Origin of the sequence: Citrobacter sp. FP75 (assembly GCF_018342065.1) — a bacterium.
Lineage (GTDB): Bacteria > Pseudomonadota > Gammaproteobacteria > Enterobacterales > Enterobacteriaceae > Citrobacter.
This window is the reverse complement of record NZ_JAFDOE010000004.1, coordinates 234,862-255,724: the sequence shown is the minus strand read 5'-3', so window position 1 is coordinate 255,724 and position 20,863 is coordinate 234,862. Positions and strand designations below refer to the sequence as shown.

Below are 20,863 nucleotides of genomic sequence, written 5' to 3'. Positions count from 1 at the left end.
GTCACATCGCATTCAGGAGCGCCATTTTGGCTAATTCACCCGCACACGACTCGGTGTTAACCGCCGCCCACTGGGGACCTATTCTCGTCGAGACCGACGGTGAGACCGTTTTCTCTTCTCGTGGGGCGCTGCCCACCTCACAACCCAACTCGTTGCAGACCGTGGTGCGCGACCAGGTACACAGTAAAACGCGGGTGCGTTTTCCGATGGTGCGTAAAGGCTTTCTCGCCTCGCCGGAGAACCCACAGGGCGCGCGCGGGCAGGATGAATTTGTTCGCGTCAGTTGGGATGAGGCGCTGAATCTTATCCATACGCAGCATAAACGCATTCGCGACAGCTACGGTCCGGCCTCAATTTTTGCCGGATCCTACGGCTGGCGTTCGAACGGTGTGTTACACAAAGCCGCGACCCTGCTGCAGCGTTATATGGCGCTGGCGGGCGGTTATACCAGTCATCTGGGTGATTACTCAACGGGCGCGGCGCAGGCCATCATGCCGTACGTGGTGGGCGGGAACGAAGTCTATCAGCAGCAGACCAGCTGGCCTGTAGTGCTGGAACACAGCGATGTGGTGGTGCTATGGAGCGCTAACCCACTCAATACCCTGAAGATTGCCTGGAATGCCTCCGACGAACAGGGTCTCGCTTACTTTGAGGCTTTGCGCGACAGCGGCAAGCGTTTGATCTGTATCGATCCGATGCGATCGGAAAGCGTCGAATTCTTTGGCGATAAGATGGAGTGGATCGCCCCGCATATGGGAACCGACGTGGCGCTGATGTTGGGCATCGCGCATACGCTGGTGGAAAACGGCTGGCACGACGAGGCGTTTCTTGCCCGCTGTACCACCGGCTATGATCGGTTTGCCGAGTATCTGCTGGGTAAATCTGACGATATCGCAAAAACGGCAGAGTGGGCTGCGGAGATTTGCGGCATACCCGCAGCGAAAATACGCGAACTTGCGGAAATTTTTCACCAGCATACCACTATGTTAATGGCCGGATGGGGCATGCAGCGCCAGCAGTATGGTGAACAAAAGCACTGGATGATCGTCACGCTGGCCGCCATGCTCGGGCAAATCGGCACGCCTGGCGGTGGATTTGGGTTGTCGTACCATTTTGCTAACGGCGGCAATCCGACCCGTCGTGCGGCGGTGCTGGCTTCAATGCAGGGCAGCGTAAAAGACGGCACCGATGCGGTGGATAAAATCCCGGTGGCGCGCATTGTCGAAGCGCTGGAGAATCCCGGCGGTTTTTACCAGCACAACGGTATGGACCGCCATTTCCCGGACATCCGTATGCTGTGGTGGGCGGGCGGGGCAAACTTTACCCATCATCAGGACACCAATCGTCTGATACGCGCCTGGCAAAAGCCGGAACTGGTGGTGATCTCAGAGTGTTTCTGGACCGCTGCGGCGAAGCATGCCGATATCGTATTGCCCGCAACCACCTCTTTTGAGCGCAACGATCTCACCATGACCGGTGATTATAGCAACCAGCACCTGGTGCCGATGAAGCAGGTGGTTCCGCCGCAGGGTGAAGCGCGCAATGATTTTGATGTTTTTGCCGGGCTGAGTGAACGCTGGGAGCAGGGCGGGTATGAGCGGTTTACCGAAGGCAAAAGCGAGCTGGAATGGCTGGCGACTTTTTACAATATTGCCGGGCAGCGTGGGGCCAGTCAGCAGGTGACGCTGCCGCCTTTCACGACGTTCTGGCAAGCTAATCAGCTTATCGAAATGCCGGAAAATTCCGCCAATGCGCAGTTTATTCGCTTTGCTGATTTTCGTCGCGACCCACAGGCGCATCCGCTGAAAACGGACAGTGGCAAAATCGAAATCTTCTCGCAAAAGATTGCCGGTTACGGCTATGCGGATTGTGCGGGACATCCAATGTGGCTGGAGCCGGATGAGTGGTTTGGCAATGCCGAGCCGGATCAGTTACAGCTGCTTTCCGCTCATCCGGCGCACCGTTTGCACAGTCAACTGAATTACAGCGCGTTACGCGAGCAGTATGCGGTGGCGGATCGCGAGCCGGTGACGATCCACCCGCAGGATGCAAAAGCACGGGGCATTGCGGATGGCGACACGGTCAGGGTGTGGAATCGGCGTGGACAAGTACTGGCGGGGGCGGTGGTGACGGCTGGCATCAAACCTGGCGTTATCTGTATTCATGAAGGTGCCTGGCCTGATTTGGATCTCGCTGCCAATGGTATGTGTAAAAATGGTGCCGTAAACGTGCTGACCAAAGATCTCCCCAGCTCGAGGCTGGGGAATGGCTGCGCGGGCAACACTGCGCTGGCGTGGCTGGAAAAATACACTGGCCCTGCGCTGACGCTTACGGCGTTTGATCCGCCTGCCAGTTCATAATCCACGTGGGATGATGTGTTTCTTCCTGCCATGCGCTGTCTTCAATACGAAAACCCAGCGCATGGTAGAAATTTACCGCCGATTGATTCTTCTGATAGACCTCAAGGCTGAGTAACGGAAAGTGCTGCTGGACATGCTGCACCAGCGCTTTGCCGATCCCATTTCTGATCGCCGCTGGTGCCACAAACAGCGCGCCCAAAAAACGCTCTTCCATTACGCTGGCAAAGCCTTTTAGCTCGCCTTTTTCTTCCCAAACCCAGGTTTGTGCGGCGGGCATGTAGACGTCGCGCACGATGGGCTCACTCTCGCGCCAGTAGCGTTCTTCGATAAACGGATGGGCATAAATTGTGCTTTCCATCCACAGCGCCAGAATCGGTGCCAGATCGTCAGGCGTTGATTGGCGAATCATGTTGCCCCCCTGGGTAGCAAATACAGTCGGTGACATGGTCGTTGACCAGGCCACATGCCTGCATAAAGGAGTAACAGATGGTGGTGCCGACAAACTTAAACCCGCGTTTTTTTAATGCTTTGGAGAGCGCGTCAGACGCAGGGGTTGAGGTGGGAATGTCGCTCAGGCTGGCGGCGCGCGTCAGCTGCGGTTGGTTATCCACGAATGACCAGACAAACTCGCTAAACGGCTCACCGTTTTGCGCCATCGCCAGATATGCTCGCGCGTTGCCGATAATGGCCTGTATTTTACCGCGATGACGAATAATACCGGCATCCAGCACCAGCCTTTCCACATCGTCTTCGGTCATCGCTGCAACGGCGACAGGATCGAAATGGTGAAATGCATGGCGGTAGTTTTCTCGTTTTTTAAGCACGGTTATCCAGGATAATCCCGCCTGCTGGCCCTCCAGGCAGATCATCTCGAACAGCTTTTGACCGTCGGTTTCGGGGACGCCCCACTCCTTGTCGTGATAGGCAATGTATAGTGGATCCTGACTGACCCAGCCGCAACGCTGCATATTCTTCCTCGCTGTTTTTACTGGCGTAAAAATTTCATTCGGCTCGCCTTGACGCGCCCGCTAAAAAGACAATATTTAATACAGGGCTGATGGCCCGGTATCCTTCACACAATGACAATAATATCGCCGAATTCGGCTCTTTTCTGGAGTCGCGTTGATGATTATAAGAAACAGTAGTGGTCGCCAGAGGTTCAGCCTTCTGGTGAGCGGCCTAGTCTGTGCGCTGTCTACCAATATGGCCTATGGCTGGCAACAAGAATATATCGTTGATGCTATGTCAGGTCATACGGCTGAACGTTATACATGGGACAGCGATCACCAACCACGCTATAACGACGTACTTGAAGAACGCATTCGTTCCACACAGAACGTGGCGGGTCCCGTGGTGAACCTGGCGGACCAAACGACCCTGGATGCGACCAGCGGTATGAGTATGGGCTGGAATTTCCCCGTGTCCAGACAGGTAACGACCGGCCCGGTCGCTGCCGTGCATTATGACGGTTCGGCAACGTCTACCTATAACGAATTTGGCGACAGTGCGACGTCCGTCACGCAGACCGATCCTTTATGGCATGCCAGCGTCAGCACTTTAGGCTGGCGAGTCGATTCGCAGTTTGGCGATGTTCGACCGTGGGCGCAAATCAGCTATAACCAGCAGTTTGGCGAGAATATCTGGAAGGCGCAGTCGGGTCTCAGTCGGATGACGGCGGCGAGCCAGGACGGCAACTGGCTGGACGTTACCGTGGGCGCCGATATGCTGCTCAATCCGCACATGGCAGCGTACGCAGCGCTCTCCCAGGCGGAAAATAGCACCAATAACAGTGACTATATGTACACCATGGGAGTGAGCGCTAAATTTTAACGCGGCATGCGTAAATAAAACAACCGTGTTACATATTCAGATCAATAATCACACGCATCTCAGTGATAGCGTGTACTCACTTGTGCGAAAAAAATCAGTCCTCTGACTTTTTGTCTCGTCATTCATTCCGCAATCCAGGCATTTCATTCCGTTCTGATGGCACTTCATGCCGTTTTCCCCAGGTCAAAAGTGCACTTCGGTATGGTTGTCGGCAGAGAATTTCCCCTTTTGTTTATGCAGGAATACTGCCATGAAAACTTCTGATTATCAGCGTACCCGGTGGCTGACCCTGATCGGCACCATCATCACCCAATTTGCCTTAGGTTCGGTTTATACCTGGAGCCTGTTCAATGGCGCGCTCTCTTCGAAGCTGGATGCGCCGGTCAGTCAGGTCGCTTTCTCCTTTGGTCTGCTGAGTCTGGGTCTGGCAATCTCTTCTTCCGTCGCCGGGAAACTTCAGGAACGCTTTGGCGTGAAGCGCGTCACCATGGCGTCCGGTATCCTGCTGGGCGTGGGCTTCTTCTTAACGGCGCACTCTGACAGTCTGATTATGCTGTGGCTGAGCGCGGGCGTGCTGGTCGGGCTGGCGGACGGCGCAGGCTACCTGTTAACGCTTTCTAACTGCGTAAAATGGTTCCCTGAGCGTAAAGGGCTGATTTCCGCTTTTGCTATCGGCTCTTATGGTTTGGGTAGTCTCGGCTTCAAATTTATTGACAGCCATCTGCTGGAAACCGTCGGGCTGGAAAAGACCTTTGTTATCTGGGGCGCAATTGTGCTGGTGATGATTGTTTTTGGTTCTACGCTGATGAAAGATGCACCAAATCAGGAAGTTAAAATGGTGAACGGTGTAGTAGAGAATGACTACACTCTGGCGCAATCCATGCGTAAACCACAGTACTGGATGCTGGCGGTGATGTTCCTGACAGCATGTATGAGCGGGCTGTATGTGATTGGCGTGGCGAAAGACATCGCACAAAGCCTGGCGCATATGGATGTGGCGACGGCAGCCAATGCGGTAACGGTGATTTCTATCGCCAACCTGTCAGGTCGTCTGGTGCTGGGTATTCTGTCCGACAAGATTTCCCGTATTCGCGTTATCACCATTGGTCAGGTTGTCTCGCTGGTCGGTATGGCGGCGCTGTTGTTTGCTCCGCTGAACGAAGCGACTTTCTTTGCGGCGATTGCCTGTGTGGCCTTTAACTTTGGCGGCACGATTACCGTGTTCCCGTCGCTGGTGAGTGAGTTCTTCGGCCTGAATAATCTGGCGAAAAACTACGGTGTTATTTACTTGGGCTTCGGGATTGGCAGCATTTGCGGTTCAATCATTGCCTCGCTGTTTGGCGGGTTCTACGTGACCTTCTGCGTTATCTTCGCGCTGTTAATCATTTCGCTGGCGCTGTCTACCACCATTCGTCAGCCACAACGTAGCGTATATACCGAGGCGCACGCCTAAACCTATTAGTAGTCTGATTAATACCGGGCGCATATATTTACAAAAATATATGCGCCATTGTCATTCTCTATAAGCACTTTTGCCCCCTCCTGTGGTCTACTTACCCGCGCTGTAGAATTTTCTTATTATCTGCACTTGTCGCACTTTTCCCCTGTTTGGCCTGACAGGCCTTTGCACAGGGTGTCTTTATCCCGATTCCCAGGGTTTGTTTGCATGAGATACATTAAGTCGATGACGCAGCAGAAACTCAGTTTCTTGCTGGCAATCTATATCGGTTTGTTTATGAACTGTGCTGTATTTTTCCGTCGCTTTGGCGGATATGCGCACGAGTTCACCGTCTGGAAAGGACTCTCTGCGGTTGTTGAATTAGCTGGCACGGTGCTGGTGACTTTCTTTTTACTCCGTCTTCTCTCTTTATTTGGCCGACGCGCCTGGCGTGTACTGGCAACCCTTGTGGTGCTCTGCTCTGCTGGCGCCAGCTATTATATGACGTTCCTGAATGTGGTGATTGGCTACGGTATTATTGCCTCCGTAATGACCACGGACATTGATTTATCAAAAGAAGTCGTCGGCTGGCATTTTATCGTATGGCTGGTTTCGGTAAGTATTTTACCGTTGGTTCTGATTTGGAGTAACCGTTGCCGCTATACCCTGATGAGACAGATTCGTACACCTGGCATGAGATGGCGTAGCGTGGCGGCGGTTTTATTGGCTGGCCTGATGGTGTGGGTGCCGATTCGCCTGCTCAGCATGCAGCAGAAATCCGTGGAGCGCGAAACAGGCATCGATTTACCCAGCTACGGTGGCGTCGTGGCGAACTCCTATCTGCCGTCAAACTGGCTCTCCGCGCTAGGGCTGTATGCCTGGGCGCAGGTTGATGAGTCTTCAGATAACAAATCGCTGATGAACCCGGCGAAGAAGTTCACCTACGTTGCACCCAAAAACCTCGACGACACCTATGTCGTGTTTATTATTGGTGAAACCACGCGCTGGGATCATATGGGCATTTTTGGCTACGAGCGAAACACCACGCCAAGACTGGCTCAGGAGAAAAACCTGGCGGCCTTCCGTGGATATTCCTGTGATACCGCGACCAAGCTTTCGCTGCGCTGCATGTTCGTTCGTGAAGGCGGGGCAGAGGAAAATCCGCAGCGTACGCTGAAAGAACAAAACGTCTTTTCCGTGCTTGGTCAGTTAGGATTTAAAACCGATCTGTACGCGATGCAAAGCGAAATGTGGTTCTACAGCAACACCATGGCTGAAAACATCGCCTATCGTGAACAGATTGGCGCAGAGCCGCGTAACCGCGGCAAAACGGTTGACGATATGCTGCTGATCACCGAAATGCAGCAATCCTTAAAGCAGAATGACAGCGGTAAACATCTGATTATTCTGCATACTAAAGGCTCGCATTTTAACTACACGCAGCGCTACACCCGTGATTATGCGCAGTGGAAGCCAGAGTGTGTGGATGTCGATAGCGGTTGTTCTAAAGCCCAGATGATTAACTCTTTCGACAATTCGGTGACTTATGTCGATCACTTTATTACCAAAGTGTTTGATCAACTGCGCGATAAGAAAGCGATCGTGTTCTATGCCGCCGACCACGGTGAGTCGATTAACGAGCGTGAACACCTGCACGGTACGCCGCGTAAAATGGCGCCGCCAGAGCAGTTCCGCGTACCTATGATGGTGTGGATGTCTGACAGGTATCTGGAAGACCCCGATCACGCGAAGGCGTTTGCTCACCTGAAGCAAGAGGCGGATATGAAGGTGCCGCGTCGTCATGTTGAACTGTACGACACCATTTTGGGTTGCCTCGGTTATACCTCGCCAAACGGCGGTATTAACGAGAATAATAACTGGTGCAAAGTTCCGGACTGGAAGAAAGCAGCGGCTCAGTAACAGGCCTGCTGACTTTCTCGCCGATCGAATGGCATTTTGATACTAAGGGATTGACGGGCGTGCACCTGAGCAGTAAGATGCGCCCCGCATTCGGTGATTGGCGCAGCCTGGTAGCGCACTTCGTTCGGGACGAAGGGGTCGGAGGTTCGAATCCTCTATCACCGACCAAATTTAAAACCCTGCTCAACGAGCAGGGTTTTTTGCATTTGAAGCCCAAGAGGATGAGAACCTCCGGGGGTAAGAACTGACCTTCATTTTATCTGCAAAAATTGTCTACCACTTCCCACTGTCTGTTAACGATTCTGTGACATATTCCATTGTCTTTTTTTATATTTGCTTGAAACTTTTTTTGCGCTACTTATGGCTGAACCTGGCATTTTCCGCTGTGCGCTTTAACGTTCATGGCATTAATCGCTCAGATATGCAGCATGTATTAAGAAAATTTTCATATTTTGCATAAATGTTAATCACTAAATGTTGCTAAATATGAAGATATTTATTCTGGTATAGGCCGCGTAGCACAAATTTCCCTGCTGAAAATGCCCCTCTGCACTTTTTTTAATCTTTGTTTGCCAATTCTCACCGTTGGTGTAAATCGCGGTTACCTGTATTGACGTTTTCACATTCTGTTGACAGATTGTAGGGCATGAGGGGCATTTCATGGAGAATCCGCACTGCAACTCAGTCGCTTATGTGAACGGAATCCCCATCCTCTTAACGCCGACCCGGCCGGGTAAAAAACAAAAAAGGCCAGGCGGTGCAAACCCACTGCAAAGGGTAAAACAACAAACATCACATTTGGAGCAGAAGAATGAGTATTTCCTTGAAGAAGTCAGGGATGCTGAAGCTTGGTCTGAGCCTGGTGGCTATGACCGTCGCGGCAAGCGTACAGGCTAAAACTCTGGTTTATTGTTCAGAAGGATCTCCTGAAGGCTTTAACCCACAGCTTTTTACTTCTGGCACAACCTATGATGCCAGCTCCGTACCGATCTATAACCGCCTGGTTGAGTTCAAAACCGGTACGACTGAAGTGATCCCGGGCCTTGCTGAGAAGTGGGAAATCAGCGAAGACGGTAAAACCTATACCTTCCATCTGCGCCAGGGCGTGAAGTGGCAGGACAACAAAGATTTCAAACCGACGCGTGACATGAACGCCGACGATATCGTCTTCTCCTTCGATCGTCAGAAAAACGCGCAGAACCCGTATCATAAAGTCTCTGGCGGCAGCTATGAATACTTTGAAGGCATGGGCCTGCAAGACCTGATTAGCGAAGTGAAGAAAGTCGACGACAACACCGTTCAGTTCGTGCTGACTCGCCCGGAAGCACCTTTCCTGGCGGATCTGGCGATGGACTTCGCCTCTATTCTCTCCAAAGAATATGCTGACAACATGCTGAAAGCGGGCTCCCCGGAGAAAGTCGACCTGAACCCAATCGGTACCGGCCCATTCCAGCTGCAGCAGTACCAGAAAGACTCGCGTATTCTGTATAAAGCGTTCCCGGGCTACTGGGGCACCAAGCCGCAGATTGACCGTCTGGTCTTCTCCATTACGCCTGACGCTTCCGTGCGTTACGCCAAGTTGCAGAAGAATGAATGCCAGGTAATGCCGTACCCGAACCCGGCGGACATCGCACGCATGAAACAGGACAAAAACCTCAACCTGATGGAGCAGGCGGGCCTGAACGTGGGTTACCTGTCCTTCAATACCGAGAAAAAACCGTTTGATGACGTGAAGGTGCGTCAGGCGTTGACCTACGCGGTGAACAAAGAGGCGATCATCAAAGCGGTTTACCAGGGCGCTGGCGTTGCCGCGAAAAACCTGATCCCGCCAACCATGTGGGGCTATAACGACGATGTTAAGGACTACACCTACGATCCGGAAAAAGCTAAAGCGCTGCTGAAAGAAGCGGGCCAGGACAAAGGCTTCACCGTTGAGCTGTGGGCGATGCCGGTACAGCGTCCGTACAACCCGAACGCTCGCCGTATGGCAGAGATGATTCAGGCTGACTGGGCGAAGATCGGCGTACAGGCCAAAATCGTGACCTACGAGTGGGGCGAGTACCTCAAGCGTGCGAAAGCGGGCGAGCATCAGGCTGTCATGATGGGCTGGACCGGCGACAATGGGGACCCGGATAACTTCTTCGCTACGTTGTTCAGCTGCGCGGCGGCAAAAGACGGTTCCAACTATTCTCGCTGGTGCTACAAGCCGTTTGAGGACCTGATTCAACCGGCGCGTGCGACCGACGACCACAACAAGCGTATTGAACTGTACAAACAGGCTCAGGTAGTGATGCATGACCAGGCGCCTGCGCTGATCATCGCTCACTCCACCGTGTATGAGCCAGTGCGTAAAGAAGTCAAAGGCTATGTGGTTGATCCATTAGGTAAGCACCACTTCGAAAACGTCTCTGTCGAATAATTAAAAGCAAGCCAGGAGCGCCACGCACCGTTAAGTCGGGCAAGCGTAGCGCCACCTGGCAGTAATGCTTTATCTCCTCCTCACTTGAGGGGGAGATAAGATTTGTGAGCAATACAGATTCACGGTTCCAGGCCGTGTGTCATTAGAGAGAATCCGGGTTATGTTGCAGTTCATTCTCCGACGTTTGGGACTCGTCATCCCCACGTTTATCGGTATCACTCTTCTCACCTTTGCCTTCGTCCATATGATCCCCGGCGATCCGGTGATGATCATGGCAGGTGAGCGTGGTATCTCCCCTGAGCGTCATGCACAACTGCTGGCTGAACTCGGTTTGGATAAGCCGATGTGGCAGCAGTACCTCCACTATATCTGGGGGGTGATGCATGGTGATTTAGGCATTTCGTTAAAAAGCCGCTTACCGGTGTGGGAAGAGTTTGTGCCTCGCTTTAAAGCGACGCTGGAGCTCGGCGTCTGCGCCATGATTTTTGCTACCGCAGTGGGTATTCCGGTTGGCGTACTTGCTGCTGTTAAGCGCGGCTCCATTTTCGATCACACCGCCGTGGGTCTGGCGCTGACCGGTTACTCCATGCCTATCTTTTGGTGGGGCATGATGCTGATCATGCTGGTTTCCGTGCAGTGGAACCTGACGCCGGTTTCCGGGCGGGTGAGCGACATGGTGTTCCTTGATGATTCCAACCCGCTGACCGGCTTTATGCTGATCGACACCGCCATCTGGGGGGAAGAGGGTAATTTCATTGATGCCGCAGTACATATGATCCTGCCGGCAATGGTGCTGGGCACCATTCCACTGGCGGTGATTGTACGTATGACCCGTTCGTCAATGCTGGAAGTGCTGGGCGAAGATTACATTCGTACCGCCCGTGCTAAAGGTCTGACCCGTATGCGTGTCATCATCATTCACGCTCTGCGCAACGCCATGCTACCCGTGGTGACCGTTATCGGCCTGCAGGTCGGTACGCTGCTGGCAGGGGCGATCCTGACCGAAACCATCTTCTCGTGGCCGGGGCTGGGGCGCTGGCTGATTGATGCGCTGCAACGCCGTGATTATCCGGTAGTGCAGGGCGGTGTATTACTGGTGGCGACGATGATTATTCTTGTCAACCTGCTGGTAGACCTGCTGTACGGCGTGGTGAACCCGCGTATTCGGCATAAGAAGTAAGGGGCCATCATGTCACAGGTTACTGAAAATAAAGTTATTGCTGCACCGGTGCCGATGACCCCGTTGCAAGAGTTCTGGCACTATTTTAAACGCAACAAGGGTGCGGTCGTTGGACTCGTTTATGTGGTCATCGTGCTGTTTATTGCCATTTTCGCCAACTGGATTGCGCCCTATAACCCGGCGGAACAGTTTCGCGATACGCTGCTGGCACCACCTGCGTGGCAGGAAGGGGGCTCGTGGGCGCATCTGTTTGGTACTGACGACGTGGGGCGCGATGTGCTGTCGCGCCTGATGTACGGCGCTCGCTTGTCGCTGCTGGTTGGCTGTCTGGTGGTGGTGCTGTCGTTGGTGATGGGGGTTGTTCTCGGCCTAGTGGCGGGCTACTTCGGCGGTATTGTTGATAACATCATCATGCGTGTGGTCGATATCATGCTGGCGCTGCCGAGCCTGTTATTGGCGCTGGTGCTGGTGGCGGTATTTGGTCCGTCGATTGGTAACGCCGCGCTGGCGCTGACGTTCGTGGCATTGCCGCACTATGTGCGTCTGACGCGTGCCGCCGTGCTGGTGGAAGTCAACCGCGACTACGTCACCGCTTCCCGCGTGGCAGGGGCCGGGGCGATGCGCCAGATGTTCGTCAATATTCTTCCTAACTGCCTTGCGCCGCTGATTGTTCAGGCGTCGCTTGGTTTCTCTAACGCCATTCTCGATATGGCCGCGCTTGGCTTCCTGGGCATGGGCGCGCAGCCGCCAACACCGGAGTGGGGCACCATGCTCTCCGACGTGTTGCAGTTCGCGCAAAGTGCCTGGTGGGTCGTGACCTTCCCGGGTCTGGCGATCCTGCTGACGGTGCTGGCATTTAACCTGATGGGTGACGGTCTGCGTGACGCGCTCGATCCCAAACTGAAGCAGTAAGAGGTTCGAGATGGCGTTATTAAATGTAGATAAATTATCCGTGCATTTCGGCGACGTTGGCGCCGAATTCCGTGCTGTAGACCGCATTAGCTACAGTGTAAACCAGGGTGAAGTGGTGGGGATTGTCGGGGAATCCGGCTCCGGTAAGTCCGTCAGCTCGCTGGCGATTATGGGGCTGATTGACTACCCTGGCCGCGTGATGGCAGAAAGCCTTGAGTTTAACGGTCGCGACCTGAAGCGCATCTCTGAGAAAGAGCGCCGCCAGTTGGTAGGGGCCGAAGTGGCGATGATCTTCCAGGACCCAATGACCAGCCTCAACCCGTGCTACACCGTCGGCTACCAGATTATGGAAGCCATTAAGGTGCATCAGGGTGGCAACAAGAAAACCCGCATTCAGCGGGCGATTGACCTGCTGACGCTGGTGGGCATTCCCGACCCGGCCTCGCGCCTCGATGTGTATCCGCACCAGCTGTCCGGGGGGATGAGCCAGCGCGTGATGATCGCCATGGCGATTGCCTGTCGTCCGAAACTGCTGATTGCCGATGAACCGACAACCGCGCTGGACGTGACTATTCAGGCACAGATCATCGAACTGCTGCTGGAATTGCAGCAGAAAGAAAATATGGCGCTGGTGTTGATTACTCATGACCTGGCGCTGGTGGCAGAAGCGGCGCACAAAATCATCGTCATGTATGCCGGTCAGGTCGTGGAAACCGGGGCGGCGCACGATATCTTCCGCGCGCCTCGTCATCCGTATACCCAGGCACTGCTGCGTGCGTTGCCGGAGTTTGCGCAGGATAAAGCGCGTTTGGCCTCGCTACCGGGCGTGGTTCCTGGCAAGTACGACCGTCCGAACGGATGTCTGCTGAACCCGCGCTGCCCGTATGCCACGGACAAATGCCGTAGCGTAGAACCGGAGCTGAACATACTCAGTGAAGGTCGCCAGTCGAAATGCCACTACCCACTTGATGATGCCGGGAGGCCCACACTATGAGTACGCATGAGGCCACCACGCAACAGCCTCTGTTGCTGGCCACCGATCTGAAAAAATACTACCCGGTGAAGAAAGGGCTGTTCGCTCCGGAACGTCTGGTAAAAGCGCTGGACGGCGTGTCATTTACCTTAGAACGCGGTAAAACGCTGGCGGTGGTTGGCGAGTCGGGTTGCGGGAAATCGACGCTTGGTCGCCTGCTAACGATGATTGAAGTCCCGACCGGCGGTGAGCTGTATTACCAGGGACAGGATCTGCTCAAACATGACCCGCAGGCGCAGAAGCTGCGTCGGCAGAAAATCCAGATTGTGTTCCAGAATCCGTACGGCTCCCTGAACCCGCGTAAGAAAGTGGGGCAGATTCTGGAGGAGCCGCTGCAGATCAACACCAGCTTAAGCAAAGAGCAGCGTCGCGAAAAAGCGCTGGCGATGATGGCGAAAGTCGGCCTGAAAACCGAGCACTACGACCGCTATCCGCATATGTTCTCCGGCGGTCAGCGCCAGCGTATCGCCATTGCCCGTGGTCTGATGCTTGACCCGGACGTGGTGATTGCCGACGAACCGGTCTCGGCGCTGGACGTTTCTGTGCGTGCACAGGTACTGAATCTGATGATGGATCTGCAGCAAGATTTGGGGTTGTCCTATGTCTTTATCTCCCACGACCTGTCGGTAGTGGAACATATTGCCGATGAAGTGATGGTGATGTATTTAGGCCGCTGCGTGGAAAAAGGAACGAAGGATCAGATCTTCAATAATCCGCGTCATCCGTACACGCAGGCGCTGCTCTCCGCAACGCCGCGCCTGAACCCGGACGATCGCCGCGAGCGTATCAAGCTGACCGGCGAGCTGCCAAGCCCGCTGAATCCGCCGCCGGGCTGCGCATTCAATGCCCGTTGCCGTCGCCGCTTTGGCCCTTGTACTCAACTGCAGCCGCAGCTTAAAGATTACAGCGGCCAACTGGTGGCGTGCTTTGCCGTTGACCAGGATGAGAACCCACAGCAATAAGCGTGGGTTATGACCCAATAACCGGAGCCTTGTGCTCCGGTTTTTTTATATTTCGTTTTTACTTCCACAATGTGAGTCCATTGGCAGAACATTATTCCATAGCGTCTAGAATGTAGTCAGATTCTTGAACATCACAGAAATATCTACTTCGCAATTGCTAACGACCTGGAGCAAATGTGGTCACGATACGCTGGGATATTAAAACAATTGATCGCCTGTCTATGGTTGAGGATGTCCTGAAGGAGTTTTCCTGCTGTGATATCAATATCATATCAATGAAGGTGACGGCTGGCCGGATCCTGATTAAATCCTGGTGCCGCCAGCTGCAGGATATTTCCAGCGTGCAATCCTGTTTAAGCCAGCGTGCCGATATTATTAACGTCGCTTACCTTTGCGAAGAGATAAGCGAACTGTCGATGTCCGAACCGGAACGCCCGCGCTATTTCTCAGACATTATTTGCAGCAGCCAGAGCATGCAGGCACTGATCGAAAAGGCGATTAGAGTGGCGGACAGCAAATATACCGTCCTGATCCGTGGTGAAACAGGGACCGGCAAAGAGCTGCTGGCCCGGGCGATTCATAATTCTGGTCAGCGTAGTTTTTATCCATTTATTCCGGTTAACTGCTCAGCATTGCCCGAGTCGCTGATGGAGAGTGAATTCTTCGGTTATGAAAAAGGGGCTTTCAGCGGTGCGGACTGTAAAGGCAAAAAAGGCCTGTTTGAAATGGCCGATAAAGGCACCCTTTTTCTTGATGAATTTGGTGAGATGCCGCTAAATTTACAGGCCAAATTACTGCGTGTACTGCAGGATGGCGGGATCCGCCGCGTGGGTGGGGCGCAAATTATTCCGGTTAACGTCCGCATTATTGTGGCAACCAACGCCAATCTGGAAGAGATGGTCGAACAACGTTTGCTACGTGCCGATCTCTATTATCGTATTAACGTACTCTCCCTGACTATTCCTCCTTTGCGGGAACGTCCGCAGGATCTCAGCCTGCTAATCCGCCACTTTGTGCAGAAATATGCAAAAGAATTCCAGCGACGGTTAATTCTGGATAAAGCCTGCTTTGATGCCATGCATCATCACGGCTGGCCGGGGAACGTACGCGAACTGGAAAACACCATTATTCGTCTGATGTTGATGGCAGAATCCGATGTGATTACCCAAGAGGATTTGGGAATAGCGAATATAACATCGGGTAACCAGACCCACGCAGGGCGGCCTTTTAAGCAGCAGGTTCAATGCGCTGAGCGTCAACTGATTGAGCAGATGGTAGAAGAGAATGTCTCGTCGCGACATATTGCCAAAGCGCTGGGGGTGTCGCATACCACGGTGCTGAATAAAATTCGCAGCTATCAACTGGAGAGTGTGAATTAAGCGCCGCCAGGGTTGACGGCGCTGTCATCGGGTTATTCAATCAGCTTCAACAATGGCGACAGACACAGCAAAATCCCGTACAGCAGGATAAGCCAGGTTTTCAGCCCGCGCAGTTTTTCCAGTTGTGTGACTTTATAAATCAGGAAGAACGGAATAATGCACGAGACGATACCGTAAAGTGGACTTCCTAACTGGAAGAACACCAGCACCGACACGCGGAACGACACCCAAATAACCAGCGTGGTCACGATAAAGGCGCAAATTCCCAGCGTCAGAATCAGTGGGTTAATTTTCTCAACGTCGATGACACGACCCAGTACGTTCAGAATAATGCCCTTCATGGCCTCGTGGAATCCCAGATAAATACCGAAGAATGCCGTCAGCACAGCAAAAATATTCAACACCGTAGAGGTGATGTGAATAATTTGTCCTGGGATAACCTGAGCCGCCAGCGCCAGTGCGGAAATATTTTGTTCGAAGGCCGATACTGCTTCTTCATGGCTAATAGAGAAGGTAAAGGAAAATGAGAAAAACAGAATGACCGCAATCAGCGTGATATAGCTGATGCGGTGGGTGCGAATGACCATGCGTGTAGCCAACACCCGGTCTGACACCCGTTTGCGGTAGGCGATATTCATGGGGTTCAGCACCTGAATAAACACCGCCGAGAAGAAACAGAACGGGATGGTCAGCAGGACATCGCGAAAGAAGACGCCAGCCTCAGGGAACGCGCTGATATTGCCGAAGTTCCAGTGTGGAACCATCGCAAAACCAAACACGATGATGATGCCAACCTTTACCACCACCATCGGACCGGAGATTTTGAACAGCAGCTTTTCCCCGCCGGAAGCAATGGCGACCAGAACGGCAAAAATGGCCACTTTGTAGATTATCGACTGCGAAAGATCGGCATCGGTGAGTCCGAAGGTTTTTATATAGGAGGCGCTGTCAAAAACAACGGATAATGAATAGATAAAGATGCCGTGGATAATCATCAGAAAATAGATGACACCGAGAAATACGCCCCAGTTTTTACCTAAGTAATGACTAATAATATCAGTGTAGTCATTACAGGTTTCACTTTCAGAGAGCGTTTTTAAATAAATATCCTGCACAATATAGGTGGCCGGATAGGCAATAATAAAGGCGACAATAAATACCCAAATACCGGTTAAGCCAATTTGTACTGGCATCAGCACTGTTCCGGCGCCAATCGCCATGCCGATGCAAAGTAATACCCAGCCAAAATCGTATTTAGTAAACGGTAGTTTTTTTGAGAAGGATGCGGCGGTTGCTGTCGTGTTGCTTAATTGTAATGTGTTGTCCTGCATAGAACCCCCTGCCGAAAATACCCGCTCTCCCCGGAAAAGGATCACGCGTATAGCCAGGCTGTTGTGCCTTGATTCTCAACGGCCTGAACCGATCTGCGCCGGTTCAGGCCGTAATAGTCAGAATGTTGCCTTTCTGATGGCGTGTTCAAGGTCGTTAATAATATCTTCTGGATCTTCAAGACCGACAGAAAGACGGATAAGTCCGTCGGTAATACCTGCTTTAAGCCGTTCCTCTGGTGCAACGGGCGAATGTGTCATAGACGCTGGGTGCTGAATGAGGGTTTCGGTATCACCGAGACTGACCGCGAGGAGGCATAATTCTACAGAATTGATCATCCGTCTGCCAGCCTCGAGGCCTCCGGCGATTTCGAAGCTGATAATTCCTCCCGGCAGGCTCATCTGGCGTTTACCCAGCTCATACTGCGGGTGTGAAGGCAGACCAGGGTAATACACGCGGGTAATGGCCGGGTGCTCTTCCAGGAAGCGGGCAATTTTTAACGCGTTTTCACAGTGGCGCTCCATACGGATACCCAACGTCTTCACGCCGCGCAGCGTCAGCCAGGCGTTGAACGGGCTCATGCAGCCGCCGGTGATATCTTTCAGTCCGACGAATCGTGCCTGGTCGATAAATTCCTGCTTACCGACAATGATGCCACCAATCACGTCCCCGTGGCCGTTGATGTATTTGGTGACGCTGTGCACCACGATGTCGGCACCCAGCAGCAGGGGTTGCTGGCAGTAGGGCGACATAAAGGTGTTATCCACGACCATCACTGCGCCCTGCTGATGGGCGATCCCGGCGACCGTTTCAATATCAACCAGTGAGAGCGTTGGGTTTGCCGGCGTTTCGATATACACCACTTTGGTTTCCGGGCGCATAGCGGCGCGGATTTCTTCCGGTTTTGCGGCGTCGACGAAGCTGACGTTAATGCCGAACTTCGGCATGCTGTGTGACAAAAAAGCGTGGGTACAGCCGTAAATGGCGCTGGCGGAAACAATATGATCGCCCTGCTGGCACAGGGTCAGCAACGACGTGGTGATGGCCGAAATTCCGGACGCGGTAGCCAGCGCGGCTTCACCTCTTTCCAGCACTGCCAGCTTTTTCTCCAGCGCGTCGGTAGTAGGGTTCCCCAGGCGTGTATAGATGTAGCCGGGTTCTTCGAGCGCAAAGCGGGCGGCACCCTGTTCGGCGCTATCAAACACAAATGTTGACGTCTGGAAAATAGGCGTACTGAGCGCGCCAGTGGAAGGGTCGGGTTGTTGCCCCGCGTGAACGATCTGGGTATTGAATCCGTAAGCACGACAGTCAGACATGATATCTCCTTTGATTCGGAACAGAACAGCTCACACTCAAATAGCAATCGCTGTGCCAGAAAATTAATATATAGATATCAATATGTTATTTGTTTCATCGTGCGGGTAGTTGTCAGGAAAGTTGCCAGTTGGCAAGAAACTTTCCAGCGATTGGCGGATTTATTAAGACGTAATTGCGAGCTTTTACGCAGGCTGGATTACTCAGGGGTGATGGAGCGGAAGTGTTGCCGTAGAATCAGCAGCAAGCCGGGTTTACCCGGTGAGGCGCAATGTTGCGGGGGCTTGATCCCTGGCGGCATCGGTTGCTGGAAAGAGAAAACCCCCGCACGTTGTTCGGTATAAACCTGGCAACAAAACGGGGGCTAACCTTGATCCTCAACAGTTCAAGAATAGCCGCGAACAGTTGCCATTGCAACACAGGCGGCTATATGACGCTCATGCAACTGGGCGCAGCCTTCTGGCACGATCTGGCAGCGCCGATCATCGCTGGCATTATCGCCAGCCTGATTGTGAACTGGCTACGCAACCGGAAGTAATGTGCTTTATGGGCGTCTGCCTGCCGTAATGTCAACATGCGCCCGAACCAGGCCGCAGGATGTAATCTTGCGGCCTTTTTCGCGTTAATTGCAGATAAATCTCGTCGCCAGGTGCCTATCCTGCCGCGATAATGCACGCTGGGAAGTTTTCAGATACCGCCTCTCTTAATACCGCTACGATCGGGTATACTCTGACGGCAGTTTTGTCTATCCGTGGAGAGTCAGTTTGCGTGTCAGTCGCTCGTTAACAATTAAGCAGATGGCGATGGTTGCGACCGTTGTCATGGTGTTCGTTTTTATTTTTTGCACCGTTTTGCTGTTCCATCTGGTCCAGCAGAACCGCTATAACACGGCTACTCAACTGGAAAGTATCGCTCGCTCCGTCCGTGAACCCCTGTCGGCCACCATTCTGAAAGGGGATATTCCTGAAGCGGAGACGATTTTACGCCGAATTCAGCCCGCGGGCGTAGTCAGCCGCGCCGATGTGGTGCTGCCGAATCAGTTTCAGGCTCTGCGGATGAGCTTTATTCCCGAACGTTCGGTCCCGGTAATGGTAACTCGCCTGTTCGAGTTGCCGGTGCAGATCTCGCTGCCGGTCTATTCACTGGAGCGTTCAGCCAACCCGCAGCCGCTGGCCTATCTGGTACTACAGGCGGATTCGTATCGCATGTACAAATTCGTGATGAGTACGCTCTCTACGTTAGTGACCATTTACTTACTTTTGTCACTGATCCTGACGGTGGCGATCTCCTGGTGTATTAACCGATTGATTGTGCACCCATTACGTAAAATAGCGCGTGAACTGAACGACATTCCCCAGCAGGATCTTATTGGCTATCAACTGGCATTACCGCGTCTGCATCAGGATGATGAGATTGGCATGCTGGTGCGCAGTTACAACCTGAATCAGCAGATGGTGCAGCGCCACACTGAAGAGCAGAGCGACTACTCAATGCGTTTTCCAGTCTCCGATCTGCCCAACAAAACGTTTTTGATGGGGTTACTGGAACAGGTCGTGTCCCGTAAGCAGACTACGGCGCTGATGATTGTCACCTGCGAAACCTTGCGGGATACCGCAGGCGTGCTGAGCGAAACCCAACGGGAAATCCTGCTGCTGACGGTGGTCGAAAAACTCAAGTCGGTACTGGCGCCCAGAATGGTGCTTACCCAGGTCAGTGGCTACGACTTTGCCATCATTGCGCATGGCGTGAAGGAACCCTGGCATGCCATCACATTAAGTCAGCAAGTACTTACTATCATTAATGAGCGGTTGCCTATCCACGGCATCCAGCTGCGCCCCAATTGCAATATTGGCGTAGCGATGTTTTATGGCGATTTAACCGCAGAACAGCTCTACAGTCGTGCGCTCTCCGCGGCACTCACTTCGCGCCGCAAAGGTAAAAATCAGATTCAGTTCTTTGACCCACAGCAAATGGAAGAAGCTCAGCAACGTTTGACGGAAGAGAACGACATTCTTACCGCGCTGGATAACCAGCAGTTTGCGCTGTGGATGCAGCCGCAGGTAGAGATCGCCAGCGGTAAGATACTGAGTGCGGAAGCGCTGCTGCGGATGCAGCAGCCGGACGGAAGCTGGGAATTACCGGAAGGGTTAATCGACAGGATTGAATCCTGTGGTCTGATGGTTACCGTCGGATACTGGGTGCTGGAGGAGTCCTGTCGCCAGCTTGCTGCCTGGCAGGAGCGCGGCCTGATGCTCCCGCTGTCGGTAAATCTTTCTGCTCTACAGTTGATGCACCCGAATATGGTGTCGGATCTGCTGGAGCTGTTAAACCGTTATCGCGTGAAGCCTGGTACGCTGATCCTCGAAGTAACTGAAAGCCGCCATATCGATGATCCCAACGCAGCCGTCGCCATTTTGCGCCCGCTGCGTAATGCGGGAGTGCGTATCGCACTGGATGACTTTGGTATGGGATACGCCGGTTTACGCCAGCTGCAGCACATGAAGTCGCTACCGGTGGACGTACTCAAAATTGATAAGATGTTTGTCGACGGCGTGCCTGAGGATTGCAGCATGATATCCGCCATCATTCAGTTGGCTCACAGCCTCGATTTGCAGATGATTGCCGAAGGTGTCGAAACCGAAGCGCAACGAGAGTGGTTGACACAAGCGGGGGTGGAAGTGGCGCAGGGATTCTTATTTGCCCGTCCGGTTCCGGCAGATATCTTCGAAGAACGCTATTTAACGAAGCAATGAGCTGATTACAAAAGTTAAAAAAGGGTACGCTTGT

The 20,863-nt window shown here is 53.1% G+C and carries 17 protein-coding genes and 1 tRNA gene; 14 read left to right on the top strand and 4 right to left on the bottom strand.

Annotated features, from left to right (window positions below; all coding sequences use genetic code 11):
• Positions 1-26: 26 nt before the first annotated feature.
• Complete coding sequence (locus JQ822_RS15770) at positions 27-2,360, top strand: molybdopterin guanine dinucleotide-containing S/N-oxide reductase (protein WP_213134251.1); 2,334 nt, start codon at positions 27-29, stop codon at positions 2,358-2,360.
• Here JQ822_RS15770 and JQ822_RS15765 read toward each other — a convergent pair.
• Both JQ822_RS15765 and tag read right to left on the bottom strand, forming a co-directional pair.
• Entirely contained in the window at positions 2,329-2,769 is a 441-nt protein-coding gene (locus tag JQ822_RS15765; RefSeq protein ID WP_213134250.1) for an N-acetyltransferase, read from the bottom strand. The two genes, JQ822_RS15770 and JQ822_RS15765, sit on opposite strands and share 32 nt — an antisense overlap.
• On the bottom strand, positions 2,747-3,328 hold the full coding sequence (gene tag, locus JQ822_RS15760; protein WP_213134249.1) for a DNA-3-methyladenine glycosylase I: 582 nt from the start codon (positions 3,326-3,328) through the stop codon (positions 2,747-2,749). The genes JQ822_RS15765 and tag overlap by 23 nt, the downstream gene beginning before the upstream one ends.
• Before the next feature lie 157 nt (positions 3,329-3,485).
• Between tag and JQ822_RS15755 the strand changes: the two genes are divergently transcribed.
• The 11 genes from JQ822_RS15755 to JQ822_RS15705 all read left to right on the top strand — a co-directional run bounded on the left by JQ822_RS15755 (position 3,486) and on the right by JQ822_RS15705 (position 15,433).
• Positions 3,486-4,190, top strand: a complete 705-nt coding sequence (locus JQ822_RS15755) for an autotransporter outer membrane beta-barrel domain-containing protein (RefSeq protein ID WP_213134248.1) — start codon at positions 3,486-3,488, stop codon at positions 4,188-4,190.
• A 250-nt stretch (positions 4,191-4,440) separates the two neighbouring features.
• Positions 4,441-5,643, top strand: coding sequence for an L-lactate MFS transporter (locus JQ822_RS15750; RefSeq protein ID WP_213134247.1), 1,203 nt, complete (start codon positions 4,441-4,443; stop codon positions 5,641-5,643).
• Positions 5,644-5,856: 213 nt separating this feature from the next.
• Positions 5,857-7,548 carry a kdo(2)-lipid A phosphoethanolamine 7''-transferase gene (eptB, locus tag JQ822_RS15745; protein WP_213134246.1) on the top strand — a complete coding sequence of 564 codons (1,692 nt, stop codon included), beginning with the start codon at positions 5,857-5,859 and terminating at the stop codon, positions 7,546-7,548.
• 91 nt (positions 7,549-7,639) lie between these two features.
• Positions 7,640-7,716 (top strand) — tRNA-Pro (locus JQ822_RS15740).
• A 492-nt stretch (positions 7,717-8,208) separates the two neighbouring features.
• On the top strand, positions 8,209-8,445 hold the full coding sequence (locus tag JQ822_RS15735; protein ID WP_213134245.1) for a hypothetical protein: 237 nt from the start codon (positions 8,209-8,211) through the stop codon (positions 8,443-8,445).
• Positions 8,360-9,967, top strand: coding sequence for a dipeptide ABC transporter periplasmic-binding protein DppA (gene dppA / locus JQ822_RS15730; protein WP_213134244.1), 1,608 nt, complete (start codon positions 8,360-8,362; stop codon positions 9,965-9,967). The genes JQ822_RS15735 and dppA overlap by 86 nt, the downstream gene beginning before the upstream one ends.
• Before the next feature lie 160 nt (positions 9,968-10,127).
• Positions 10,128-11,147 (top strand): dipeptide ABC transporter permease DppB, encoded by a 1,020-nt coding sequence (gene dppB, locus JQ822_RS15725; RefSeq protein ID WP_135323942.1) that lies wholly within the window; start codon positions 10,128-10,130, stop codon positions 11,145-11,147.
• Between the two features lie 9 nt (positions 11,148-11,156).
• Complete coding sequence (gene dppC / locus JQ822_RS15720) at positions 11,157-12,059, top strand: dipeptide ABC transporter permease DppC (RefSeq protein WP_135323943.1); 903 nt, start codon at positions 11,157-11,159, stop codon at positions 12,057-12,059.
• 10 nt (positions 12,060-12,069) lie between these two features.
• Positions 12,070-13,053 carry a dipeptide ABC transporter ATP-binding protein gene (gene dppD, locus JQ822_RS15715; RefSeq protein ID WP_213134243.1) on the top strand — a complete coding sequence of 328 codons (984 nt, stop codon included), beginning with the start codon at positions 12,070-12,072 and terminating at the stop codon, positions 13,051-13,053.
• Positions 13,050-14,054 (top strand): dipeptide ABC transporter ATP-binding subunit DppF, encoded by a 1,005-nt coding sequence (gene dppF, locus JQ822_RS15710; RefSeq protein ID WP_213134242.1) that lies wholly within the window; start codon positions 13,050-13,052, stop codon positions 14,052-14,054. Before dppD ends, dppF begins: the two co-directional genes overlap by 4 nt.
• Before the next feature lie 176 nt (positions 14,055-14,230).
• Entirely contained in the window at positions 14,231-15,433 is a 1,203-nt protein-coding gene (locus JQ822_RS15705) for a sigma-54 interaction domain-containing protein (protein ID WP_213134241.1), read from the top strand.
• 32 nt (positions 15,434-15,465) lie between these two features.
• On the opposite strand, the gene JQ822_RS15700 is transcribed toward JQ822_RS15705, so the two are convergent.
• Both JQ822_RS15700 and megL read right to left on the bottom strand, forming a co-directional pair.
• Entirely contained in the window at positions 15,466-16,764 is a 1,299-nt protein-coding gene (locus JQ822_RS15700) for a transporter (protein ID WP_213134240.1), read from the bottom strand.
• 117 nt (positions 16,765-16,881) lie between these two features.
• On the bottom strand, positions 16,882-18,078 hold the full coding sequence (megL, locus tag JQ822_RS15695; RefSeq protein WP_213134239.1) for a methionine gamma-lyase: 1,197 nt from the start codon (positions 18,076-18,078) through the stop codon (positions 16,882-16,884).
• 428 nt (positions 18,079-18,506) lie between these two features.
• On the opposite strand from megL, the gene JQ822_RS15690 reads away from it, so the two are divergent.
• Both JQ822_RS15690 and hmsP read left to right on the top strand, forming a co-directional pair.
• Complete coding sequence (locus JQ822_RS15690; protein WP_213134238.1) at positions 18,507-18,614, top strand: type I toxin-antitoxin system toxin Ldr family protein; 108 nt, start codon at positions 18,507-18,509, stop codon at positions 18,612-18,614.
• 226 nt (positions 18,615-18,840) lie between these two features.
• Positions 18,841-20,829: a biofilm formation regulator HmsP gene (gene hmsP / locus JQ822_RS15685; protein ID WP_213134236.1), complete on the top strand. Its 1,989-nt coding sequence runs from the start codon at positions 18,841-18,843 to the stop codon at positions 20,827-20,829.
• The last annotated feature ends 34 nt before the right edge of the window (positions 20,830-20,863 follow it).

What these genes read in the sequence shown, in the direction of transcription:
- eptB (WP_213134246.1), top strand. Translation starts at nt 5,857, where the DNA reads ATGAGATACATTAAGTCGATGACGCAGCAGAAACTCAGTTTCTTGCTG.
- dppF (WP_213134242.1), top strand. Translation starts at nt 13,050, where the DNA reads ATGAGTACGCATGAGGCCACCACGCAACAGCCTCTGTTGCTGGCCACC.
- JQ822_RS15735 (WP_213134245.1), top strand. Translation starts at nt 8,209, where the DNA reads ATGGAGAATCCGCACTGCAACTCAGTCGCTTATGTGAACGGAATCCCC.
- tag (WP_213134249.1), bottom strand. Translation starts at nt 3,328, where the DNA reads ATGCAGCGTTGCGGCTGGGTCAGTCAGGATCCACTATACATTGCCTAT.
- megL (WP_213134239.1), bottom strand. Translation starts at nt 18,078, where the DNA reads ATGTCTGACTGTCGTGCTTACGGATTCAATACCCAGATCGTTCACGCG.
- JQ822_RS15690 (WP_213134238.1), top strand. Translation starts at nt 18,507, where the DNA reads ATGACGCTCATGCAACTGGGCGCAGCCTTCTGGCACGATCTGGCAGCG.
- JQ822_RS15755 (WP_213134248.1), top strand. Translation starts at nt 3,486, where the DNA reads ATGATTATAAGAAACAGTAGTGGTCGCCAGAGGTTCAGCCTTCTGGTG.
- dppD (WP_213134243.1), top strand. Translation starts at nt 12,070, where the DNA reads ATGGCGTTATTAAATGTAGATAAATTATCCGTGCATTTCGGCGACGTT.
- JQ822_RS15700 (WP_213134240.1), bottom strand. Translation starts at nt 16,764, where the DNA reads ATGCAGGACAACACATTACAATTAAGCAACACGACAGCAACCGCCGCA.
- JQ822_RS15750 (WP_213134247.1), top strand. Translation starts at nt 4,441, where the DNA reads ATGAAAACTTCTGATTATCAGCGTACCCGGTGGCTGACCCTGATCGGC.
- dppB (WP_135323942.1), top strand. Translation starts at nt 10,128, where the DNA reads ATGTTGCAGTTCATTCTCCGACGTTTGGGACTCGTCATCCCCACGTTT.
- dppA (WP_213134244.1), top strand. Translation starts at nt 8,360, where the DNA reads ATGAGTATTTCCTTGAAGAAGTCAGGGATGCTGAAGCTTGGTCTGAGC.
- JQ822_RS15765 (WP_213134250.1), bottom strand. Translation starts at nt 2,769, where the DNA reads ATGATTCGCCAATCAACGCCTGACGATCTGGCACCGATTCTGGCGCTG.
- dppC (WP_135323943.1), top strand. Translation starts at nt 11,157, where the DNA reads ATGTCACAGGTTACTGAAAATAAAGTTATTGCTGCACCGGTGCCGATG.